General features: G+C 73.5%; 20 protein-coding genes. 11 read left to right on the top strand and 9 right to left on the bottom strand.

Annotated elements, in window-relative coordinates:
- Positions 1 to 82: 82 nt before the first annotated feature.
- Positions 83 to 673, bottom strand: coding sequence for a malonic semialdehyde reductase (locus tag J5Y05_RS18200; RefSeq protein WP_210873715.1), 591 nt, complete (start codon positions 671 to 673; stop codon positions 83 to 85).
- A 240-nt stretch (positions 674 to 913) separates the two neighbouring features.
- Here J5Y05_RS18200 and J5Y05_RS18195 point away from each other — a divergent pair, with 240 nt between their 5' ends.
- Complete coding sequence (locus tag J5Y05_RS18195) at positions 914 to 1,126, top strand: DUF4287 domain-containing protein (protein ID WP_210873713.1); 213 nt, start codon at positions 914 to 916, stop codon at positions 1,124 to 1,126.
- A 112-nt stretch (positions 1,127 to 1,238) separates the two neighbouring features.
- On the opposite strand, the gene J5Y05_RS18190 is transcribed toward J5Y05_RS18195, so the two are convergent.
- The 3 genes from J5Y05_RS18190 to J5Y05_RS18180 form a co-directional block, all read right to left on the bottom strand.
- On the bottom strand, positions 1,239 to 1,517 hold the full coding sequence (locus J5Y05_RS18190) for an exodeoxyribonuclease VII small subunit (protein ID WP_210873711.1): 279 nt from the start codon (positions 1,515 to 1,517) through the stop codon (positions 1,239 to 1,241).
- A gap of 9 nt (positions 1,518 to 1,526) precedes the next feature.
- Positions 1,527 to 2,735 (bottom strand): exodeoxyribonuclease VII large subunit, encoded by a 1,209-nt coding sequence (xseA, locus tag J5Y05_RS18185; protein WP_210873709.1) that lies wholly within the window; start codon positions 2,733 to 2,735, stop codon positions 1,527 to 1,529.
- Positions 2,736 to 2,918: 183 nt separating this feature from the next.
- Positions 2,919 to 4,292 carry an APC family permease gene (locus J5Y05_RS18180; RefSeq protein ID WP_210873707.1) on the bottom strand — a complete coding sequence of 458 codons (1,374 nt, stop codon included), beginning with the start codon at positions 4,290 to 4,292 and terminating at the stop codon, positions 2,919 to 2,921.
- Between the two features lie 101 nt (positions 4,293 to 4,393).
- Between J5Y05_RS18180 and J5Y05_RS18175 the strand changes: the two genes are divergently transcribed.
- Complete coding sequence (locus tag J5Y05_RS18175; RefSeq protein WP_210873705.1) at positions 4,394 to 5,401, top strand: 4-hydroxy-3-methylbut-2-enyl diphosphate reductase; 1,008 nt, start codon at positions 4,394 to 4,396, stop codon at positions 5,399 to 5,401.
- Between the two features lie 78 nt (positions 5,402 to 5,479).
- Complete coding sequence (gene ppgK, locus J5Y05_RS18170; RefSeq protein ID WP_210873703.1) at positions 5,480 to 6,220, top strand: polyphosphate--glucose phosphotransferase; 741 nt, start codon at positions 5,480 to 5,482, stop codon at positions 6,218 to 6,220.
- Between the two features lie 32 nt (positions 6,221 to 6,252).
- On the opposite strand, the gene J5Y05_RS18165 is transcribed toward ppgK, so the two are convergent.
- Positions 6,253 to 6,921, bottom strand: coding sequence for a DUF6542 domain-containing protein (locus J5Y05_RS18165; protein ID WP_210873701.1), 669 nt, complete (start codon positions 6,919 to 6,921; stop codon positions 6,253 to 6,255).
- 168 nt (positions 6,922 to 7,089) lie between these two features.
- Between J5Y05_RS18165 and ychF the strand changes: the two genes are divergently transcribed.
- Positions 7,090 to 8,178, top strand: a complete 1,089-nt coding sequence (gene ychF / locus J5Y05_RS18160; RefSeq protein ID WP_210873699.1) for a redox-regulated ATPase YchF — start codon at positions 7,090 to 7,092, stop codon at positions 8,176 to 8,178.
- Between the two features lie 193 nt (positions 8,179 to 8,371).
- Here the strand turns inward: ychF and J5Y05_RS18155 are convergent, their stop codons facing one another.
- Positions 8,372 to 8,716 carry a hypothetical protein gene (locus J5Y05_RS18155; RefSeq protein ID WP_210873692.1) on the bottom strand — a complete coding sequence of 115 codons (345 nt, stop codon included), beginning with the start codon at positions 8,714 to 8,716 and terminating at the stop codon, positions 8,372 to 8,374.
- 212 nt (positions 8,717 to 8,928) lie between these two features.
- Here J5Y05_RS18155 and J5Y05_RS18150 point away from each other — a divergent pair, with 212 nt between their 5' ends.
- Positions 8,929 to 9,078 (top strand): hypothetical protein, encoded by a 150-nt coding sequence (locus J5Y05_RS18150; protein ID WP_210873690.1) that lies wholly within the window; start codon positions 8,929 to 8,931, stop codon positions 9,076 to 9,078.
- Here the strand turns inward: J5Y05_RS18150 and J5Y05_RS18145 are convergent.
- Both J5Y05_RS18145 and J5Y05_RS18140 read right to left on the bottom strand, forming a co-directional pair.
- Positions 9,069 to 9,350, bottom strand: coding sequence for a hypothetical protein (locus J5Y05_RS18145; protein WP_210873688.1), 282 nt, complete (start codon positions 9,348 to 9,350; stop codon positions 9,069 to 9,071). The genes J5Y05_RS18150 and J5Y05_RS18145 overlap by 10 nt on opposite strands.
- Positions 9,347 to 10,573, bottom strand: a complete 1,227-nt coding sequence (locus J5Y05_RS18140) for a cytochrome P450 family protein (RefSeq protein WP_210873682.1) — start codon at positions 10,571 to 10,573, stop codon at positions 9,347 to 9,349. Before J5Y05_RS18140 ends, J5Y05_RS18145 begins: the two co-directional genes overlap by 4 nt.
- A 327-nt stretch (positions 10,574 to 10,900) precedes the next feature.
- Between J5Y05_RS18140 and J5Y05_RS18135 the strand changes: the two genes are divergently transcribed.
- Positions 10,901 to 13,165 (top strand): DEAD/DEAH box helicase, encoded by a 2,265-nt coding sequence (locus J5Y05_RS18135; RefSeq protein WP_210873679.1) that lies wholly within the window; start codon positions 10,901 to 10,903, stop codon positions 13,163 to 13,165.
- Between the two features lie 236 nt (positions 13,166 to 13,401).
- Here the strand turns inward: J5Y05_RS18135 and J5Y05_RS18130 are convergent, their stop codons facing one another.
- Positions 13,402 to 16,023, bottom strand: a complete 2,622-nt coding sequence (locus J5Y05_RS18130) for a SpoIIE family protein phosphatase (protein WP_247614936.1) — start codon at positions 16,021 to 16,023, stop codon at positions 13,402 to 13,404.
- 562 nt (positions 16,024 to 16,585) lie between these two features.
- Here J5Y05_RS18130 and J5Y05_RS18125 point away from each other — a divergent pair.
- The 5 genes from J5Y05_RS18125 to J5Y05_RS18105 all read left to right on the top strand — a co-directional run bounded on the left by J5Y05_RS18125 (position 16,586) and on the right by J5Y05_RS18105 (position 20,577).
- On the top strand, positions 16,586 to 17,836 hold the full coding sequence (locus J5Y05_RS18125) for a DUF4190 domain-containing protein (RefSeq protein ID WP_307853971.1): 1,251 nt from the start codon (positions 16,586 to 16,588) through the stop codon (positions 17,834 to 17,836).
- Positions 17,837 to 17,983: 147 nt separating this feature from the next.
- Positions 17,984 to 18,736 carry a GntR family transcriptional regulator gene (locus J5Y05_RS18120; protein WP_210873673.1) on the top strand — a complete coding sequence of 251 codons (753 nt, stop codon included), beginning with the start codon at positions 17,984 to 17,986 and terminating at the stop codon, positions 18,734 to 18,736.
- Positions 18,737 to 19,085: 349 nt separating this feature from the next.
- Positions 19,086 to 19,277 (top strand): SPOR domain-containing protein, encoded by a 192-nt coding sequence (locus J5Y05_RS18115; protein WP_210873671.1) that lies wholly within the window; start codon positions 19,086 to 19,088, stop codon positions 19,275 to 19,277.
- 119 nt (positions 19,278 to 19,396) lie between these two features.
- Positions 19,397 to 19,816, top strand: coding sequence for a (deoxy)nucleoside triphosphate pyrophosphohydrolase (locus J5Y05_RS18110; protein WP_210873669.1), 420 nt, complete (start codon positions 19,397 to 19,399; stop codon positions 19,814 to 19,816).
- A gap of 359 nt (positions 19,817 to 20,175) precedes the next feature.
- Positions 20,176 to 20,577, top strand: coding sequence for an ATP-binding protein (locus J5Y05_RS18105; RefSeq protein WP_210873667.1), 402 nt, complete (start codon positions 20,176 to 20,178; stop codon positions 20,575 to 20,577).
- Positions 20,578 to 21,002: the final 425 nt, after the last annotated feature.

Raw genomic sequence — 21,002 nt, 5'->3', positions numbered from 1 at the left:
GACGTGAAGGAGGCGGCCCCCCGATGCCGGGGGGCCGCCTCCTTCACGTGTGCGATGCCGGGCCGTGCGATGCCGGTACGGCTCAGATCGTGGTGACGACCTGCTCGTAGGCGAGGCGCGGCGAGCGCGGGAACCAGGCGTCCGGGCCGGGGCGGCCGATGTTGACGACCATCAGCGGGGTGTGGTCGTCGTCCAGGAACTCCTTGCGCAGGCCCTCGAAGTCCAGGCCGGTCATCGGGCCGGCGGCGAGACCGGCGGCGCGGACGCCGATGATGAAGTAGGCGGCCTGGAGCGCGGCGTTCATCCCGGCGGCGCCCTCGCGGACCGGGCGCTCGCTGAAGAAGAGGTCCTTGGCCTGCGGGAAGTGCGGCAGGAGGTGGGGCAGCTCCTCGTGGAACTCGTTGTCCGCCGACAGGATCGCCACCAGCGGGGCGCCGGCCGTCTTGGCCTGGTTGCCCTCGGCCATGTGTGCCACCAGGCGCTCGCGGGCCTCGGGGGAGCGGACCAGGGTGACGCGCAGCGGGGACTGGTTGAAGGCGGTCGGGCCGTACTTGACCAGGTCGTAGATCGCCTGCACCTGCTCGTCGGTCACCGGCTCGTCGGTGAAGGTGTTCGCGGTGCGGGCCTCGCGGAACAGCAGGTCCTGGGCGGCGGGGTCAAGAACGAGAGACATGCGTGATCTTCCTTGGGGTGCGCTTCGGCTCCGGGCGCGGTGGCGCGGAGCCGTTGACGGAGCTGACGCTACGCCAATGAAGTTCAACATTCAACCAAAAGTGGGATGCGGTGATCCGCTTCACATATGGTCGAAAGTGGTGCGCATCACATCGGCGGGCCGATCACTTCCGGTGCCCGACGCGGTCTTCCCTCGTATGACATCGGCCGAGAGCCGCCGACGCCGAAAGGGCAAAAGGACATGACCGACGCCGCCAAGGGACCCGCGAGCTATTTCCCGTCGATCGAGAAGAAGTACGGCCGTCCGATCTCCGAGTGGAAGGAGCTGATCCGCTCTTCCCCGCTCGTCCGGCACATGGAGCTCGTCGCCTGGCTGAAGACCGAGCACGGACTCGGCCACGGCCATGCCAACGCGCTGGTCGCCCACACCCTCGCGGAGGACAGCGGGAAGTAGGCGGCAGTGGGTGGGGGCGGGGGCTGGTGAGGTCGGGGGCTGGTGCGGCCGGGCGGCCGGCCGCACCGGGGGGCGGGGAGCCGGGCAGGTGCCGCGCGCGACTCGGCGTGGTTTACGCCTCGCCGGTCCCGGTCCCGGTCCCGCCGTCGCCGTCGGTGTCCTCGGCGCGGGCCTCCTCGGCCAGGGCCGCGTCCAGGCGGGCCCGTGCGCCCTCCAGCCACCGCCGGCAGACCTTCGCCAGCTCCTCGCCCCGCTCCCACAGGGCGAGGGACTCCTCCAGCGTCGTACCGCCCGCCTCCAGCCGCCGTACGACCTCGATCAGCTCGTCCCGCGCCTGCTCGTACCCGAGCGCCTCGGCCACGGCCTCCGGCTGCTCCACCTCGCTGGTCATCCACCCACCCTATGCGTCGACTCGTACGGAGAACTCGCCCTCGGACACCCGTGCGCGCAGTACCTCGCCGGGCGCCACCTCCCCCGGGGCCCGCACGGCGTGGCCGTCGTCCCGCTGGAGCACGGCGTACCCGCGCTTCAGGGTCGCGGCGGGGGAGAGGGCCACCACGCGCGCGTGCGTGTGCGTCAGCTCGGACTCGGCCCGGTCCAGGTGGTGCCGCAGCGTGCGGCGGCCCCGGTCCAGCAGGGCCGCCACCTCGGCCTCCCGGCCGTCGATCATGCGGTGCGGGTCCTGTATCGCCGGCCGGGCCAGCGCGTGGGCCAGCCCCCGCTCCTCCCGGTCGACGAAGGCCGCCACGCAGCGCCGCGCCCGGTCCCGCAACTGCCGGACCCGCTCGTACTCCTCGCCGACGTCCGGCACCACCTTCTTGGCGGCGTCGGTCGGCGTCGAGGCGCGCAGGTCGGCCACGTAGTCCAGCAGCGGGTGGTCCGGCTCGTGCCCGATCGCCGAGACCACCGGGGTCCGGCACGCCGCGACCGCCCGCACCAGTTGCTCGTCGGAGAACGGCAGCAGGTCCTCCACGCTGCCGCCGCCCCGGGCGACGACGATCACGTCCACGTCGTCCCGCGCGTCCAGCTCCTTGACGGCCTGCACCACCTGCGGCACCGCGTGCACGCCCTGCACCGCGACGTTGCGCACCTCGAAGCGGACGGCCGGCCAGCGGTGCCGGGCGTTCTCCAGCACGTCCCGCTCGGCGGCCGAGGCCCGCCCGCACACCAGGCCGATGAGCTGCGGCAGGAACGGCAGCGGCTTCTTGCGCTCGGCGGCGAACAGGCCCTCGCGCGCGAGCGACTTCTTCAGTTGCTCCAGACGGGCGAGGAGTTCCCCGACCCCGACCGGCTTGATGGCGGTGGCCCGCAGCGAGAGCTGCCCGCGCGGCGCGTACCACTCCGGCTTGGCGTGGACGACCACCCGGGCGCCCTCGCCGACCACGTCCGCGACGGAGTCGAACACCTGCCGGTAGCAGGTCACGCCGACCGAGATGTCGTGCGACGGGTCACGCAGGGTCAGGAACACCACCCCGGCGCCGGGCCGCCGCGAGAGCTGCGTGATCTGCCCTTCGACCCACACCGCGCCGAGCCGGTCGATCCACCCTCCGATCAGCCGCGACACCTGACCGACGGGCAAGGGGGCTTCCGGGGTCGAATTCACAGCCATGCGCCCGAGCGTAGCGGCCGGGTCCGACAACACGACCGGGCGCGTCGCGCCGGGGTGCGGGGGTGACGTGTGGGGGTGACGTGTGGGGGTGACGTGTGGGGGTGGTGCGGTGGTGCGGTGGTGCGGCGTGTCGGGGTTCCGTGGTGCGGGTGGACGGCGTGTCCCTCAGCCCCCCACCCCCCGTCACACCCCCACGGCCCGCCCCCGGCGCGCCTGCGCCGCCAGGATGATCAGCCCGATCACGAGCCAGACCGCGCCCACCACCTGGGCCGTCCCCGAAGCCTCCACGATCACCGCGATGGTGATCGCGGCGCCCAGCACCGGGATCAGGACGTGCCGCCACCAGCTCACCGCACCGCCGGCCCGCCGCACCGCGAACCAGCCCACCACGCTCGCGTGCAGCAGCGTGAACGCGGTCAGCGCGCCGACGTCGACGACCGACACCAGATGGTCGAGCCCGTCCGGCCGCTGCGCCGCCCACACCGCCGCCGCCATCGTGATCACCGCGGAGACCAGCAGCGCCACCCGCGGCACCCCCGCCTTCGTCCGCGACAGCGCGCCCGGCAGCCGCCGGTCCCGGCCCATGGCGAACAGCAGCCGCCCGGCCGCCGCCTGCCCCGCCAGCGCGGCGAACGCCGCGCCGATCGCCTTGCTCACCGCCACCAGATCGTGCAGCCACGTCCCCACCGAGGAGTCCACCGCGTCGTAGAAGGCCGCCCCCTGCCGCTCCGGCCGCGCCGCCAGTTCCGCCGACGTCACCGGCTCCAGCAGCGCCACCAGGTACGTCTGGGCCACGAACAGCACACCCGCCAGCGCCAGGCAGAACAGCAGCGCCCGCGCCACCTTCGCCGACCCGCCCGTGACCTCCTCCGCGAAGGTCGCGATCGCGTCGAAGCCCAGGTACGACAGGACCGCCACCGACACCGCGCCGACCACCGCCGACAGCGCGAACGCGCCCTGCGTCCCGTCCCCGGTCAGCGGCGACAGCCAGCCCCGTTCGGCGCCGTCGCGCGCCAGGACCACGATCGCCGCCACCACGAACACCACCAGGACGACGATCTCCATGGCGAGCACCAGGAACCCCACCCGGGCCGCGGCCCGCACCCCCCACAGGTTCAGCAGGGTCGTGATCACCACGGCGAGGGCCGTCCACACCCACCGCGACACCTCCGGCACCAGCGCCTCCATGGCGATGCCGGAGAAGAGGTAGGCCACCGCCGGGATGAGGACGTAGTCGAGCATCGCCATCCAGCCCGCCACGAACCCGGCCCCGTGCCCCAGCCCGGCCCGCGCGTAGGCGAAGACGGAACCCGCCTGGGGGACCACCCGCACCATCTGGGCGTAGCTGAAAGCGGTGAACGCCATGGCGATCGTCGCCACCACGTACACCAGTGCGACCGCGCCGTGCGACTTGGCGTCCAGCGTGCCGAAGACCCCGACCGGGGCCATGGGCGCGATGAACAGCAACCCGTACACGACCAGGTCCCGGAAGCCCAGACTGCGCCGCAGCCCGTGTCCCTCACCCGCGTCGCGGGCCGTCGAACCGGTCTCGGACATCCTGCCTCCGCCAGTGCCGGGGTACCTTCCCGACAGTCTGTCCGGCGGCGCCCGGCCCACGCGATCTCTGCGCCGCCGAACGCGGCCCTTACGATGGGGCCATGACTGCTTCGTCTGGCCGCCGTGTCCTGCTCGCCGCCCCTCGTGGCTACTGCGCGGGAGTGGACCGCGCCGTGATCGCCGTCGAGAAGGCCCTGGAGCAGTACGGGGCTCCGGTCTACGTCCGACACGAGATCGTCCACAACAAGTACGTCGTCCAGACTCTGGAGAAGAAGGGCGCCGTCTTCGTCGAGCAGACCGACGAGGTCCCCCCGGGGAACATCGTCATGTTCTCCGCGCACGGCGTGGCGCCCGTCGTCCACGACGAGGCCGAACGCGGCCGGCTCGCCACCATCGACGCCACCTGCCCCCTGGTGACCAAGGTCCACAAGGAGGCCGTCCGCTTCGCCAAGGAGGACTACGACATCCTCCTGATCGGCCACGAGGGCCACGAGGAGGTCATCGGCACCTCCGGCGAGGCCCCCGAGCACATCCAGCTCGTCGACGGCCCCGAGGACGTCGCCAAGGTCGAGGTCCGCGACCCGTCCCGGGTCGTCTGGCTCTCCCAGACCACGCTCTCCGTCGACGAGACCATGGAGACCGTCGACGCGCTCAAGGAGAAGTTCCCGCAGCTCATCTCCCCGCCGAGCGACGACATCTGCTACGCCACCCAGAACCGCCAGCTCGCCGTCAAGCAGATGGGCGCCGAGGCCGACCTCGTCATCGTCGTCGGCTCCCGCAACTCCTCCAACTCCGTGCGGCTCGTCGAGGTCGCCAAGCAGGCCGGTGCCCGCGACGCCCACCTCGTGGACTTCGCCTCCGAGATCGACGAGGCGTGGCTCGACGGCGTCACCACCGTCGGCCTCACCTCCGGCGCCTCGGTGCCCGAGGTACTGGTCGAAGAGGTGCTGGAGTGGCTCTCCGCCCGCGGTTTCGAGGACGTGGAGATCGTCAAGGCGGCCGAGGAGTCCATCATCTTCTCGCTCCCCAAGGAACTCCGCCGCGACCTGCGCGAGGAGGCGGCGGCCCTGGTCGCCGAGCGCGGCGGCTCCGGTACGGACGAGGACTGACCGGAGCCGGCAGGAACTGACGCCACCTGCCACCTGACCACCCGTGTGACGCGGTGTCGCCCGTCGTAACGTGGGGCCATGCAGATCTTCGGCGTGGACATCGGCGGGTCCGGCATCAAGGGCGCCCCTGTGGACCTCGACAGGGGCGACCTCGCCCAGGAACGGCACAAGGTGCTCACCCCGAGCCCGGCGACCCCCGACGGGGTCGCCGACGGCGTGAAGCAGGTCGTCGAGCACTTCGGCTGGACCGGGCCGGTCGGCCTCACCTTCCCCGGCGTGGTCACGGACGGCGCCACGGTCCTCACCGCCGCCAACGTCGACAAGAGCTGGGTCGACACCGACGCCCGCGCCCTGTTCCGCGAGCGGCTGGGCGGCCTGGACGTCACCGTCGTCAACGACGCGGACGCGGCGGGCGTCGCCGAGATGGCCTTCGGCGCCGGGCGCGGCCGGCGGGGCACGGTCATCCTGCTCACCTTCGGCACCGGCATCGGCAGCGCCGTCTTCCACGACGGCGTCCTGGTCCCCAACACCGAACTCGGCCACCTGGAACTCGACGGCCACGAGGCCGAGAAGCGGGCCTCCAGCAAGGCCAAGGAGGACCACGACCTGACCTGGGAGCAGTGGGGCCACCGGGTGCGGGCGTACCTCGCGCACGTGGAGATGCTGTTCTCGCCCGAACTGTTCGTCATCGGCGGCGGAGTCAGCCGCAAGGCCCACAAGTTCCTCCCGTACCTGGACGGCGTACGGGCGGAGATCGTCCCGGCACGGCTCCAGAACAACGCGGGGATCGTGGGCGCGGCGATGCGGGCGGCGGGCTGAGCGAGGGGCGCGACCGCGGCGGCGGTCCGCACTCAAGGCTGCTGTTGTCGCCGTTGGTGTCTTTGTTGCTGATGTTGCTGATGTTGCTGTTGTTGATGCTGCTGGGGCGGGCGGGTACGGGCGGCGGCCCGGCGGCGTACCAGCCGCACCCGGCGTACGAGCACCGTCACCCCCGCGATCAGCGTCCCGGTGTACAGCCAGCCGGCCCCCGTGGCTAGCCCCGTGACCAGGCCCATCAGCCGCCCGCTCACCCCGTCACCGCTCTCGGCGACGGTGACCAGACCCGCGGTGAAGCCGATCGGCACCGACACGGGCGCCGTCAGCAGATCGTTCCCGCGCACCCAGAGCGCGGTGAGCACGCACACCGGCAGGAAGAGCGCGCCGTAGACGGTGAGGGAGGCGCCGAACAGCAGCCAATCGAGCAGACCGAGCACGACCATGACCGCCGTGCAGAACAGGCCACCGCCCAGCCCGGTCAGCCGGAGCGCGGGGAACCGCAGCGCGGACAGGCCGGGCAGGGCGCGCGCCGCCGGGGGCGCCGGTGTCCCCGGCCGGGGAGGTGCCGTCGCGGGCCGCCGGTCGCCCGGGGGCAGCGGCCGGGCCCGCCTCACCCCATCGGCCGCACCCCGCCCCTGCGGGGGCAACCGGGCCCGGCCTCGTCGCGGTCCGTACTGCGCAGGTCGCGTCCTGTGTTGCTCCACTGGACCAACTTAGGTCGGTTAATGTGCCGAATGGGCTCTCGGACACGCCGTCGGAGCAGCTTGGCCAAGCGTTCGACGTGCCGCCCGGCCGGTACCGGACACCCCGTAGACTGGGGGATCGGCCCCTGCCCGGCCGCCTCCACATCCTCACGTACGGGAAGTCGCAACGTGTCGCTCACGATCGGTATCGTCGGCCTGCCGAATGTCGGCAAGTCGACCCTGTTCAACGCCCTGACCAAGAACGACGTGCTCGCGGCCAACTACCCGTTCGCCACGATCGAGCCCAACGTCGGGGTCGTCGGCGTCCCCGACCCCCGGCTGACCAAGCTGGCCGAGATCTTCTCCTCGGAGCGGACCCTTCCGGCCACGGTCGACTTCGTGGACATCGCCGGCATCGTGCGCGGCGCCTCCGAGGGTGAGGGCCTGGGCAACAAGTTCCTCGCCAACATCCGCGAGTCCGACGCGATCTGCCAGGTCATCCGCGCCTTCAAGGACGAGAACGTCGTCCACGTCGACGGCAAGGTCTCGCCCAAGGACGACATCGAGACGATCAACACCGAGCTGATCCTCGCCGACCTCCAGACCATCGAGAAGGTCCTGCCGCGGCTGCAGAAGGAGTCGCGGATCAAGAAGGACGTGGGGCCCAAGGTCAAGGCGGTCGAGGAGGCCAAGGAGATCCTGGAGAAGGGCGACACGCTCTTCGCCCACGGCATCGTCCAGGGCACCGAGCGCAACGAACTGCTCCACGACCTCCACCTCCTCACCACCAAGCCCTTCCTCTACGTCTTCAACGTCGACGAGGACGAGCTGACCGACGAGGAGTTCAAGAACGAGCAGCGCGCCCTCGTCGCCCCCGCCGAGGCGATCTTCCTCAACGCCAAGCTGGAGGCGGACCTCGCCGAGCTGGACGAGGACGAGGCCCTCGAACTCCTCCAGTCCGTCGGCCAGGACGAGCCCGGCCTCGCCACCCTCGCCCACGTCGGCTTCCGCACTCTCGGCCTCCAGACCTACCTGACGGCCGGCCCGAAGGAAGCCCGCGCCTGGACTATCAAGAAGGGCGCCACCGCCCCCGAGGCCGCCGGAGTCATCCACACCGACTTCCAGAAGGGCTTCATCAAGGCCGAGGTCATCTCCTTCGCCGACCTCGTCGAAACCGGCTCGGTCCCCGAAGCCCGAGCCAAGGGCAAGGCCCGCATGGAAGGCAAGGACTACGTGATGCGCGACGGCGACGTGGTGGAGTTCAGGTTCAACGTGTAGCGGGCGGGTGCTGTTTTGCCATGTTGCTGATCTGCTAAGCATGCAGGTCAGGAAGGGGTCGGCCTTTTGGGGGTCGGCCCCTGCTCGTTTGGGGCTGGAAGGTTCGTCCCATGTCGTGCAGCTCGTCGGAGGGGTCGGTCAGGGCTGTCGCTGTGCCCCTGGGGCACCTCACCGCAGTGCGTACACCGAAGGGTCAGTTTCCGAAGAGGAACTCGTACGGCTCGTGGTCGGGGTGGGGTACGTAGGGGAGGACGGCGAGGAGGGTGAGGGCCTCGGCGAGGTCGGTGCCGATCAGCGTGGCCTGGCCCTCGGAGTCGGCGTACAGGACGGGGCGTTCCTCGGCTCCGGGTTCTCCGCAGAGGAAGTACGTGCCGCCCGCGCCGCAGCCCGCTATCGGGCGCAGTGGGCGTCCCGTGGGGAGGACGAGGTCTTCCACGGGGTCGCGGCGGGTGATGTCGAAGTCGCAGGGGCAGGCCAGTGTGGCGGTCAGTGTTGGGTCCTGCTCGATGAGGTGGAGCAGGGTTTCCGGTGTGCTCATGCGCGGAAGGTAACGGTGCCCTCGGACAGGTGGAGGGTGGGGGAGGGGAGGGGCTTGTGGTGGCTTGGGTGGGGTGTCGGAGGGTTGGGGCCGGTGGGGGTGGGGTCGTTTATGCGTGGGAGGACGGGGGCGGGGGGTCCGGGCATGTGGTGGTGGACCAGGAGGGCGAGGTCGTGCGGCCTTGTACGGCGCGGGGGTGTGTCGTGGGGGCGATGGTGATGCGCCGGAGCGTCGGGTGCGTCGAGCGGGCCGATCCGCGGCCCGAGGTGCGGCGGGCGTTTCTGCTCGTGGCTTCCGTGATCTTCCACGAGTGGCAGCGGCTGGGGCGGCTGCCGGAGAGCGTCACGCGTACCTACTGGTGAAGAAGGTCGTAGAGGTGGGAACGGTCGGCCTTGAAGCTGCGCCAGACCGTGGCCGGAGGCTCGGGTGCGTCGTGGTGGCCGGTCACCGGGTACGCCGAGATGATGCCGTCGGCGCTCTCGCAGTGCCAACCCTCGGACGGGGACCAGAGGCACCCCACCCGGCCGTCGGTTCGTTCGTAGGCCGGGCGGCCGTGGCGTGTGCCGCTGCGGGTGAAGTCGTAGCGGAGCCCGTCCGTGTGGCGGACGAAGGTGAGGGTCGTGGGGGTCGTCACGCCGGGCCCAGGTGGACCGGCAGTGCGGTGTGGCCGTTGCTGATCAGGGTGGGCAGCGGGCGCAGTTCCGCCACCGGGACGGCGAGCCGGGCGGCCGGGAACCGGGCGAAGAACAGGCGCAGGGCGGTGGCCACTTCGAGCCGCGCGAGCGGGGCGCCGAGGCAGAAGTGCACCCCGTGACCGAAGGCCAGGTGGTCCTTGGCGGGCCGCGTGGCGTCGAAGAGGTCGGCGGACTCGCCGTGCCAGTCGGGGTGACGGTTGGCCGCGCCGTACGAGGCGAGGATCGCGTCGCCCCGGGCGATGACCTGGCCGTCGGGCAAGGGGATGTCCGCGAGGGCGCAGCGCAACGGCAGGTGCTTGACGGCGGGTTCGTGGCGCAGGGTCTCCTCGACCACGTCGGACCAGTCGGCGCGGCCGGCCCGCAGGTGGCCGAGGTGCGCCGGGTCGGCCAGCAGCGCGGTCAGGGCCTGGTCGATGACGTTGACCGTGGTCTCGTACCCGGCGCTGATCATCAGCAGCAGCGTGTCCCGCACCTCCTCGGCACTCAGGCCGTCGCCGTCGCCCTCCTCGTCGCGGGCGGCGAGGAGCAGGGACGTCATGTCGTCGCCGGGCCGGGCGCGTTTGGCGGCGATCAGCCGGTCGAGCGCCCCGTACAGCTCGGCGGTGTTCGCGGCGGCCTGCTCGGCGGTGAGGGTCGTGGCGAAGACGCGGTCCACCAGGACGCGGACATGCGGGCGTTGGTCCTCGGGGATGCCCATGAGCCGGCCGATCACCGCGATAGGCAGCGGATGGGCGAGGCGTTCCCGCAGGTCGACGGGTTCGTCCGGAGGCAGCGCGGCGAGGTCGTCGAGCAGGCCCGACACGATCGCCTCCACGTCCGGGCGCAGCGCCTGGATGCGGCGCGGCACGAACGCCGGTGACACCAGCCGGCGCAGCCTGCGGTGGTCCGCGCCGAACGCGGTGAACATGTTGCCGGCGGTGATCCACAGCGCGAGGGGCCAGGTCGCCGCCGTCTCGGCGAACGCCGGCCAGTGCGCCCGCAGGTCCTTCGAGACCCGCGCACTGGTGAGGAGCCGCTTGAGCAGCGCCGGATCGCTGACCGACCAGGCGGTCACGCCGAGGATGTCCACCCGGGTCGCCGGTCCCAGGGCGCGCAGCGACCGGTGTTCGGCGTGGTGGTCGGGCGCCTTCGGGTCGAGGACGGTGATCGGTTGCTCGGGCACGAGGCCCCTCCTTCACGGTCGCGTTCACGATCACGGTGACTGGTGGCTGCTGGTCACGGGCCTGCGGCCGGTGCGTACACGGGGGCCGGTTACGGCGGGAACGGCGGTACGGGAGCGGCCGTGCGGGAGTGGCGCGGCGGCTCGGCCGTGGGGTGGTGGGGGCGGGCGGGCCGGGGGGTCGTGGGGCGCTGTCCACGATAGGGCGGTCGGGGGCGGGCCCGGGGCGGAATGGGGCGTATGCCACCCGGAGGTGGCTGGTTCCGGCCGTCCCGCCGCACGCCTCAGGGGCGTCGGGGCGTGTCGGGCCCGGATGGGAGGATGCCGGGTATGGGGCGTGGTGAGCGGGATGTGGTGGACGGCGGGAGACGGCTGCTGGAGGCGGCCGAGACGCTGGTCCAGGATCACGAGCGGGTCGTGGAGGCCGTACGGGCGGCGCTGAGGCCCCTGCACGACGCCGCCGTGGAACGCGAGTTGGACGCCATCCCCGTCGCACGCCTCCAGGAGGTCACCGAGGGCCGGCTGCGGCTCGGCACCGTCGAGAAGAGCGGCCTGCGCACCGTCGCCCAGGTGCTCGGCGCCGGGCCCTACCGGCTGCGGCAGATACCCGGCGTCGGCGCCCTCACCGCCGACCAGCTCCTCGCCGCCGCCCGGCGCCTGTCCGAGGCCGCGTACGAGACCGTCGCCGTCCACATCGACGTGGACCGGCCCGAGGAACGGACCACCGCCCTCGTCACCGCCCTGCACGTCCTCGTCGAGGCCGGTCCCGAGGCGCGGCGCGCGGTCGACGCCGCCGCCGGGCTGCGTACCCGGCTCGGCCCGCCGCTGGAGGAGGCCGCGCCCGCCGCCGGGCGGTTCGGGATGCTGCTCGCCGGACGGGAGCGCAAGGCGCGCGTACTGGCCGCCGTCGCCGAGGTCCGGGAGGTGGCCGCCGAGGCCGCACGGGCCGGGCTGCCCGCGCTGATCGCCCAGGCATCCGTGGACCTGCTGCGCGGGCCCGCCACCGACGTCGCCGCCTGGGTCGACTTCGAACTCCGCTCCGCCGAGTACTACAGCCTCCTGGCCGAGATCACCGGGCGCGCGCCCGACGCGGCGGCGGCCGAGGGGTTCCTGCCCGACGGCATCGCCCAACGCGTCCACGACCAGCGCCTCGACGACGCGCAGCGCCGGGTCTCGCTCCGCGGCTACCAGGCGTTCGGGGCGCGTTTCGCCCTCGCCCAGGGCAAGGTCGTGCTCGGCGACGAGATGGGGCTCGGCAAGACCGTGCAGGCCATCGCCGCGCTGGCGCACCTGGCGGGCGAGGGGCACCGGCGTTTCCTGGTCGTCTGCCCGCCCAGCGTCCTCGTCAACTGGACCCGCGAGATCGAGACCCGCAGCACCCTGCGCACCACGCTGCTCCACGGACCCGACCGGCACGGCGCGTTCACCGACTGGACGGCACGCGGCGGGGTCGGCCTGACCACCTTCGACGCGCTGCGGGGCTTTCCCGCGCCGGACGGCGCGGACCTCGGGATGTTCGTCGTCGACGAGGCGCACTACGTCAAGAACCCCGAGGCGCTGCGGTCCCAGGCGGTCGCCCGGTGGGCCGAGCGCTGCGACCGCGTCCTCTTCCTGACCGGCACCCCCATGGAGAACCGGGTCGGCGAGTTCCGCAACCTGGTCCGGATGCTCGACCCCGCCCTCGCGGACGCCCTCGGCGAGGGGGACACCCCGGTCGGCTCGGCCGCCTTCCGCACCGCCGTCGCCCCGGTCTACCTGCGCCGCAACCAGGACGACGTCCTCACCGAACTGCCCAGCCTCCAGCACACCGACGAGTGGGAGGAGCCCAGCGCCCGTGACGCGGACGCCTACCGCGAGGCCGTGCGCGCCGGGAACTTCATGGCGATGCGCAGGGCCGCGTACCTGCGTCCCGAGGGGTCGGCCAAGCTGGAGCGGCTCCGGGAGATCGTCCGCGAGGCGGGCGAGAACGGCCGGAAGACGGTCGTCTTCTCCGTCTTCCGGGACGTGCTCGACACGGTCGCCGCGGCCCTCGCCGCCGACGGCGCCACCGTGCTCGGCCCGCTCACCGGCAGCGTCCCGGCCGCCCGGCGCCAGCGGCTCGTCGACGAGTTCGCCGCCGTCTCCGGGCCGGCGGTGCTGGCCGCGCAGATCCAGGCGGCCGGCGTCGGCCTCAACCTCCAGGCCGCCTCCGTCGTCGTCCTGTGCGAACCCCAGGTCAAACCGACCCTCGAACACCAGGCCGTCGCGCGGGCCCACCGCATGGGCCAGGTCCGGCCCGTCCGCGTGCACCGCCTGCTGACCACCGGCGGTGTCGACGAACGCCTGGTCCGGCTCCTGGAGAACAAGACCCGCCTCTTCGACGCCTACGCCCGGCGCAGCGCCGTCGCCGAGGCCAGCCCCGACGCCGTCGACGTGTCCGACACCGAGATCGCCCGCCGCATCGTCGAGGAGGAACAGGCCCGCCTCGGGGTGAGGGACGAGGCCGGGGCGGTGGAGGCCGGGGCGGACGAGGCCGGGGCGGTGGAGGCCGCTGGGGCCGCCGGGGACGCCGGGGACGGGATCGGGAGGGACGAGGTCGGCGTGGAGGCGGGCTGAGACACGGCGGGGGCGGGGGCCGGGGCGGGGGCGGCTCCGCGTCGCGTGTCGGCAGAGTGCGTACGTGACCACGGTCCGGGCGTGTCCCACCGCCCGGGTGCCGATACGGACGCCCTCACCGGCGTGTCCCCGGCGCACGCGTGCGGGCTCCGGCGCCTCTCGGGCGTGTCCCGGGCGCCCGCCATGAGGATTCCGGTGCCCACCCGCAGGCCCCCGCCCCGCAGACCCCCGCCCCCTCACCAGTCCGCGTCGCTCCACTGGTCCAGCAACGCCTCGCCGTCGTCGCCCCCCGGGCCGGGACCGTGGCCGTCGAGGGACTGTTCGGTCCAGATGACCTTGCCGTCGGGGGTGTAGCGGGTGCCCCAGCGTTCGGCATACCGGGCGACGAGGAACAGGCCGCGCCCGCCCTCGTCCGTGGTCGCCGCGTACCGCAGGTGGGGGGCGGTGCTGCTGCCGTCGGCGACCTCGCAGATCAGGTTGCGGTCGCGCAGCAGCCGGACGTGGATGGGGGCGCTGCCGTGGCGGATGGCGTTGGTGACCAGCTCGCTGAGGATCAGCTCGGTGGTGAAACCGGTCTCCGCCAGGTCCCACTCGTCCAGTTGCCGGCTCACGTCGGCGCGGACCCGGGAGACGGCCGCGGTGTCGCGGGGGACCTCCCAGCCGGCGATCTGCCCGGGGGCGAGGACCCGGGTGCGCGCGACCAGGAGTGCCACGTCGTCCTCGGCGTTCTCGGGCGGCAGGGCGTCCAGCACGTCCCGGCAGGTCTCCTCGGGCGTGCGTCCCGGCCGGGACAGCGCGCCGCGCAGCACGTCGAGGCCGACGTCGATGTCCCGCTCGCGGTTCTCGACCAGCCCGTCGGTGAAGAGGACCAGCCGGCTCCCCTCGGGCAGCCGTACCTCGGTGGCCTCGAAGGGCAGTCCGCCCAGGCCCAGCGGCGGCCCGGCGGGCAGGTCGGCGAAGTCCACGGTGCCGTCCGGGCGGACCAGTGCGGGCGGCGGATGACCGGCGCGGGCCATCGAGCAGACGCCGGAGGCGGGATCGTAGACGACGTACAGGCAGGTCGCGCCGATGAGCCCCTCGTCGTCGCCCTGGGCGGCCCGCTCCCGGTCGATACGGGTCACCAGGTCGTCCAGCCGGGCGAGGAGTTCCTCGGGGGAGAGATCGAGGGTGGAGAAGTTGTGCACGGCGGTGCGCAGCCGTCCCATGGTGGCCGCCGCGTGCAGGCCGTGTCCGACGACGTCCCCGACGACCAGCGCGACGCGCGCGCCGGAGAGCTCGATGACGTCGAACCAGTCGCCGCCGACGCCCGCGCGGGCCGGCAGGTAGCGGTAGGCGGTCTCCAGGGCGCTCGATTCGGGCAGCTCGCGGGGGAGCAGGCTGCGCTGGAGGGCGACCGCCATGGTGTGCTCGCGGGTGAAGCGGCGGGCGTTGTCCAGGGCCACCGCGGCCCGGGTGGCCAGCTCCTCGGCGAACGGCACGTCCTCCTCGCCGAACGGCTCCTCCCGCCGCGAACGCCAGAAGTCCACCACGCCGAGGACCGTGCCCCGGGCCCGCAGCGGCACCGAGATCAGCGAGTGGATGCCGTGGGCCTCGACGCGCTCGGCCCGCTCGGGGTCGAGCGCGGGCCAGTGCGGATCGGCGTGCACGTCGGCCTGGAGCACGCCCCGCCCGCTCTCCAGGCACCGTGCCTGCGGCGTGCCGTCCTCGAACCGGACCCTCTCGCCCAGCGAGCCCGGCTCCCGGTCGAGGCCGCTCACGGCGACGCGGCGCAGGACCGGCCGGGCCCCGGTGGTCTCCTCGCCGCGCAGCACCTCCTCGGCCAGCTCGACGGTGACGATGTCGGCGAACCGGGGGACCGCGGTCTCGGCCAGCTCCCGCGCGGTGCGGGTGACGTCGAGGGTGGTGCCGATGCCGACACCGGCGTCGTAGAGGAGCCTCAGCCGTTCGCGGGCGACCTCGGCGCGGCCGGTCACGGCCCGCAGCTCGGTGGTGTCCCGGAGGGTGACGACGGACCCGGCGTGTCCGCCGTAGGGGGCGGTGGGCCGTTTGTTGAAGGCCAGCAGGCGGTCACCGGTCAGGCGTACCTCGTCGCTGGCCGGCTGGTCGGAGGCGATCAGCGCGGAGACCTCCGGTTCCAGGCCCAGCCCGGTCACCCGGCGGCCCTCGGCGTCCGCCGGGAGGTTCAGCAGCCGCCGCGCCTCGTCGTTGACGAGGAGCAGCCGCCCGTCCTCGCCGACGATGAGCACGCCCTCCCGGACGGCGTGCAGCACCGCGTCGTGGTGGTCGTACATCTGGGTCATCTCGACCGGCCCGAGGCCGTGGGTCTGGCGCAGCACCCGGCGGCTGACCAGGGCCGTGCCGCCCGCCGAGAGGGCGAGCGCGCCGCCCGCGGCCCCGAGGAGGACGGGGAGCTGCCGGGCGGCCATGCCCTCGACCTTGTGGACGGTGATGGCGACCGCGACCGATCCGACGGCGGGGCCGCCGCCGGTGCGGGTGACGGCGGCGTAGGAGACGACGGAGAGGCCGTCCGTGGTCTGGATGGTCCGGGTCAGCGGATGGTCCGGCGGGGCGGTGGGGCCGAGGACGGGCTTGCCGATCTGGGTCGGGTCCGGGTGGGTGAAGCGGATGCCGGAGCGGGAGTAGATGACGACGAGGTCGACGCCGGTCTGGTGGCGGATCTTCTCGGCGAGGGGCTGGAGGACCGCGCTGGGGTCGGGGCCCGTGATGGTCCGGGCCATGGCGGGGGAGCCGGCCAGCGTCTCGGCGACGTCGAGGGAGCGGGTCCGGGCGTCGTTGGTGGTGTCCTGCCGGGCCTGGATCACCAGGGCCGCCACGGCGACGGCGATGACCAGCACCATGATGACGACCTGGAGCAGGAAGACCTGGCCGGCGACCGTGCGTACCCGGAGCAGGGACCTCGCCCGCCACGGGGGAGGCGTTCGCCCACCGGATTGTGCGATCACCTCTCCATTCTGCGTCGAGAATCCCATCCGGCATGTGGTGGAAAGGGGGGAAATAGCGGTTTCTCCTCCCGGGTGCCAGTCGCCGGGGCGACGACCCCGGCGGAAACCCGGCGGAATCCGGCGGGAATCCTGGTGTGAACCCGGCGGAAGTCCCGCTCCGGAAAGGACCGCCCCCGTCCTGGGCCGGACCGGTGGTCTTCTCGCCACGCGCCACGCCGTCCCACGGCGCCGGGCGCTCCGGCGGGCAGGCCGCCCGCCGCCCGGCCGGCCCCCGGGGGCGCGGGGCCGGAACCGCCCCACCGGCCACGGAGCGGAGCGCGGGCCTCCGCGGTACCCGCGTACCGCCCCCAACTGGTGCGCGTTTACCATGCCCTGGTCGTCCAGCGGGCCGCGCTCGCGTGGTGCGCCACCTCTCCCGGCGCTCGCGCGCTCCGCCCGAACCAGGAGCACGGTCCACGTGTCCATACCACCGCCCCCGGGACCCCAGGGACCCCCACCGCACGGGTCGTACCCCGAGGAGCCGCAGGGACCCGCGCCGCACGGGCCGTATCCCCCGGGGCCGCAGGGGCCCGCGCCCTACGGTGCTCACCCCCAGGGGCCGTACGGTCCGCAGCCCTACCCCGCCTGGGGTCACCCGTACGGGGCCCCCTTCGCGCCGCCTCCGCCGTACAACGGGCTGGCCATCGCGTCCTTCGTCCTCGGGCTGCTCTGCTTCGTGCCGGTGGTCGGGCTGGTGCTGGGGATCGTCGCCCTGGTCCAGATCAAGCGCAAGGGCGAGCGTGGCAAGGGCTTCGCGGTGGCCGGCACGGTGCTGTCCGGCATCGGAGTGGCGCTGTGGACGGTGTGGCTGGCCCTGGGCGTGGCGGGGGACTTCTGGGAGGGCTTCCGGGAGGGCGCGACCGGTGAGGGCACGGCCTTCGCGCTCTCCGTGGGCCAGTGCTTCACCACCCCGGAGGGCAGTCTGGAGGGCTTCACCTACGAGGTCGACGAGGTGCCCTGCGGCGAGCAGCACGAGGGGGAGGTGTTCGCCGCCTTCGACATGCCGGGCGGCTCCTACCCCGGCGACGACGCGATCACGGACGTGGCCGACGAACGCTGCTACGCGGCCAGTACCGGCTACGCCATGGACGCCTGGGCCGTCCCCGAGGACGTCGACGTGTACTACCTGACGCCGACCCGGGCGAGCTGGCTCATGGGCGACCGGGAGGTCACCTGCGTGTTCGGCAGCGTGGACCTGGGCGGCACCCTCACCGGTTCGGTGCGCGCCGACGAGACCACCCTCGACGAGCACCAGTTGGTGTACCTGGAGGCCGCCGCGCTGGTGGACAGGGCGCTGGAGGAGATGCCGGAGGCCGCGGAGAGCGGCGACGACCTGCCCGGATACCAGGAGTGGGCGGGCGGCGTGGCCGGCGCGCTCGCCGAGCAGAGCCGCGTGCTGCGCGAGCACACCTGGCCCGAGAAGGCGGCCCGCCCGGTCGCCGAACTGGCCGACGCCCTGGACTCCGCCCGCCGGGAGTGGGAGCGGGCCGCGTCCGCCACCGACCAGGACACCTACGACGAGCACATGTACGAGGCGTACGTGTTCATGGACGACGAGAAGCAGGTCACCCCGCGCAAGGCTTTGGGCCTGGCTGACACGCCTCCCGAGTACGAGGACTACGACGAGGAGGAGGACGAGGGGGCGGACGGGGCCGGTATCGAGGTGTGACGGCCGCCACAGTGGGGAGAAAGTGCCTGGGTACGGCATCCCGGCGGCCTGCGTCATCACATCGAGTGATTCTTTGGCCTTTGCTTGCCTGGCACAACCTACGGTTGCCACGCTGTTGCTGTCTGTACAACCTGATGGGAGCGGCCAGTGACATTCGGTGAGCAGCCGGCGTACCTGCGCGTCGCGGGTGATCTCCGCAAGAAGATCGTCGACGGCCTGCTGCCGCCCCACACCCGGCTCCCGTCGCAAGCCAGAATCCGCGAGGAGTACGGCGTCTCGGACACCGTCGCCCTGGAGGCGCGCAAGGTGCTCATGGCGGAGGGGCTGGTGGAGGGCCGCTCCGGTTCGGGGACGTACGTGCGCGAGCGGCCGGTGCCCCGGCGCGTGGCCCGCTCCGGATACCGGCCGGCCGGCGGGGCCACGCCCTTCCGGCAGGAGCAGGCCGACGGGGAGGCGCGTGGCACGTGGGAGTCGGGCAGTGAGCAGACCCTGGCGAGCGGCGCCGTCGCCGAGCGGCTCGGGGTCAAGCCGGGCGACCGGGTGATGCGCACGCGGTACCTCTTCCGGGAGGCCGGGGAGGCGATGATGCTCTCCACCTCCTGGGAGCCCCTGGACCTCACCGGCCGCACGCCCGTGATGCTCCCCGAGGAGGGGCCGCTCGGCGGCATGGGCGTCGTCGAGCGCATGGCCGCCCTCGACGTGGTCGTGGACAACGTGACCGAGGAGGTCGGCGCCCGCCCCGGCCTCGCCGAGGAGCTGCACGCCCTGGGCGGCGTCCCGGGCCATGTGGTCCTCGTCATCCAGCGCACCTTCTACGCCTCGGGCCGCCCGGTCGAGACCGCCGACGTCGTCATCCCGGCCGATCGTTACCGGGTGGCGTACCACCTTCCTGTCAAGTAGCGCCGCGCCGGTGTGAGAAGGCGCACGCCGGGCGTACGCCTCCCCGGCCTCACCCTGTTCCCGGACCCCGCCGTCCCGGCCCGCACCACCGCGTGCCGGGGGCGGGGTTCCGGCCTTTCTCGCAGGTCGTCCGCGCGCCGTCCGGTCCGTCTCCGACCGGATGTGTCGGTGTGCGGGCAGGGCGCTCGCAGTATCGTGCGCCCCCTGCGTTCTGGCCGGTTGCGTACCTCCTTGTGAAAAGCCGTATTCGCTGAGTAAAGGTTAGGCGTAGGCTCGGGCATATGCGGATTGCGGTTTCCTTATCGGGCGGGGCACGGCACGCGCCGTGGACGGCAAGCGGAGGGGCGCGATGAACGACGGCACGGTCACTCTTCCCTGGCTGGTCTTCCGGCAGGACGACAACGGCAATCGCTACCGGGTCGGCCGGTACGCGACCCGGGCCGAGGCGCAGAAGATCGCGGACACCCTCGACGGCCGCGGCGGCGAACGCCTCTACTGGGTCGAGAAGCTCGGGGCGAGCGGCCCCGCCGGCGCCGACTGACCCGCCCCGGCCGACCGGCGGGCCCCGCGGAAGCGGCCGGTCCGCCCGGACGCCCCGGCGCCCCGGACGCCCCGGCGCCCCGGACGCCCCGGCGCCCCGGACGTCCTATGCTCCGGCGCATGACGCAACGGATCGTGGTGGGCGCCGCCCTCGTCGACGACGGACGCCTGCTGGCCGCGCGCCGCAGCGCGCCGCCGGAACTGGCCGGCCGCTGGGAGCTGCCCGGCGGCAAGGTCGAGCCGGGCGAGACCCCCGAGGCGGCCCTCGTCCGCGAACTGCGCGAGGAACTCGGCGTCACCGCCGAGGCCGGCGAACGGGTCCCGGGGCAGTGGCCGCTCCGGTCGCCGTACGTGCTGTGGGTGTGGACCGCCCGGCTCCGCCCCGGCTCCCTGGCGCCCGCGCCCCTGGAGGACCACGACGCCCTGCGCTGGCTCGCCCCCGAGGAGGTCTGGGACGTGCCCTGGCTCGACCAGGACGTGCCCGCCGTCCAACAGGCCCTCGCTCACCTGGGGCTGACCGCGCACGCGCCCGGCGCGTGACCCCCGGCACCCCACGCGCCCCCACACCCCGGTGCGCACCGGGGCGCCCCGGCGACGACGCTCGTCCGTCCGGCCGCCGTCGCCCCCGTCCGGCCCCGTCCGCCCCCCCGTTCCCCCCCATTCCCCCCCCGTCCGGCCCTCGTCGGTCCGTCCCCCGTCCGTCCGGCGGCCGTACGGTCCGCCCCCGCGACGGCATCCGCCCGCCCCGGCGGCCGGCACCGGTCTGCCCCGGCGGCCGTATCGGTCCGCCCCGCGGCCGTATCGGCCCGCCTCCGCGGCGGTACCGGGCGCCGATATGGGGTATGTGCCCCTTAACCGCCCGAAAGGGGACGGCGGGCCGGCCGGGGATGTGATGGGGCGTGAGCGACACCCAGGACGACTGTGCCGAGTGGGTCTTCCCCGCGCGGCCGGACAGCGCGCGGGCCGCCCGCTCCGCCGTCCGCGAACGCCTGCGCGGCTGGGGCCTCTCCAGCGCCGACGACGTCGCCGCCCTCCTCGTCAGCGAACTCGTCACCAACGCCCTGCGGTACGCCACCGCGCCCATCGGCGTCCGCCTGCTGCGCCGGCCCGCGGGCGCGGTCGACGTCGTCCTCGTCGAGGTCTCCGACCCGCTGCCCGAACTGCCGCACGAGCGCCGGGCCCACCCCGAGGACGAGGGCGGCCGGGGCCTGCACCTCGTCGCCTCCACCGCCCGCCGCTGGGGCATCCGGCCCGCGGCGGGCGGGAAGACGGTCTGGTTCGAGCTGTCGGTACCGCGGTGAACGGGGCGACCGGCCGGTAGCCACCGCACGGGGCCCCGGAGTCCGTGCCGCCGTCGACGGGCGTGGCCGGGGGTCCACGTCACGCCCGGTCGGGTGCGCGGAGCGGCGCCGGTCGCCGTCGGCGAGGGTGCCGGCGGTCACCGTCCGGGGGCCCCGGAGCCCGCCGCGCGCGGGACGGCGCGGACCCGCGCCCGCCCGCCGTCCGGCGCCCGGCCGGTTCCGGCCGGCGACGGGTGGCGGGCAGCGTGATTCGATGCCGTGTCCGCTGGTTAGAAGAGGGGAAGTGTTGTCACGGTCCGGACCGAAAACCATCGGGACCGTGCTGTGATCGTGAACACCGTGTCGTGCGGCGCCGTAGTGCTGGATACTGCGGGCAGCCGCCCCCGGTGACCGGTGCCGGACGCGGTGAGCTGGAGGGGACGGGT

It is taken from the genome of Streptomyces tagetis (genome assembly GCF_018069565.1).
GTDB classification, from domain to species: domain Bacteria; phylum Actinomycetota; class Actinomycetes; order Streptomycetales; family Streptomycetaceae; genus Streptomyces; species Streptomyces tagetis.
This window is presented reverse-complemented; position numbering and strand designations above follow the sequence as displayed.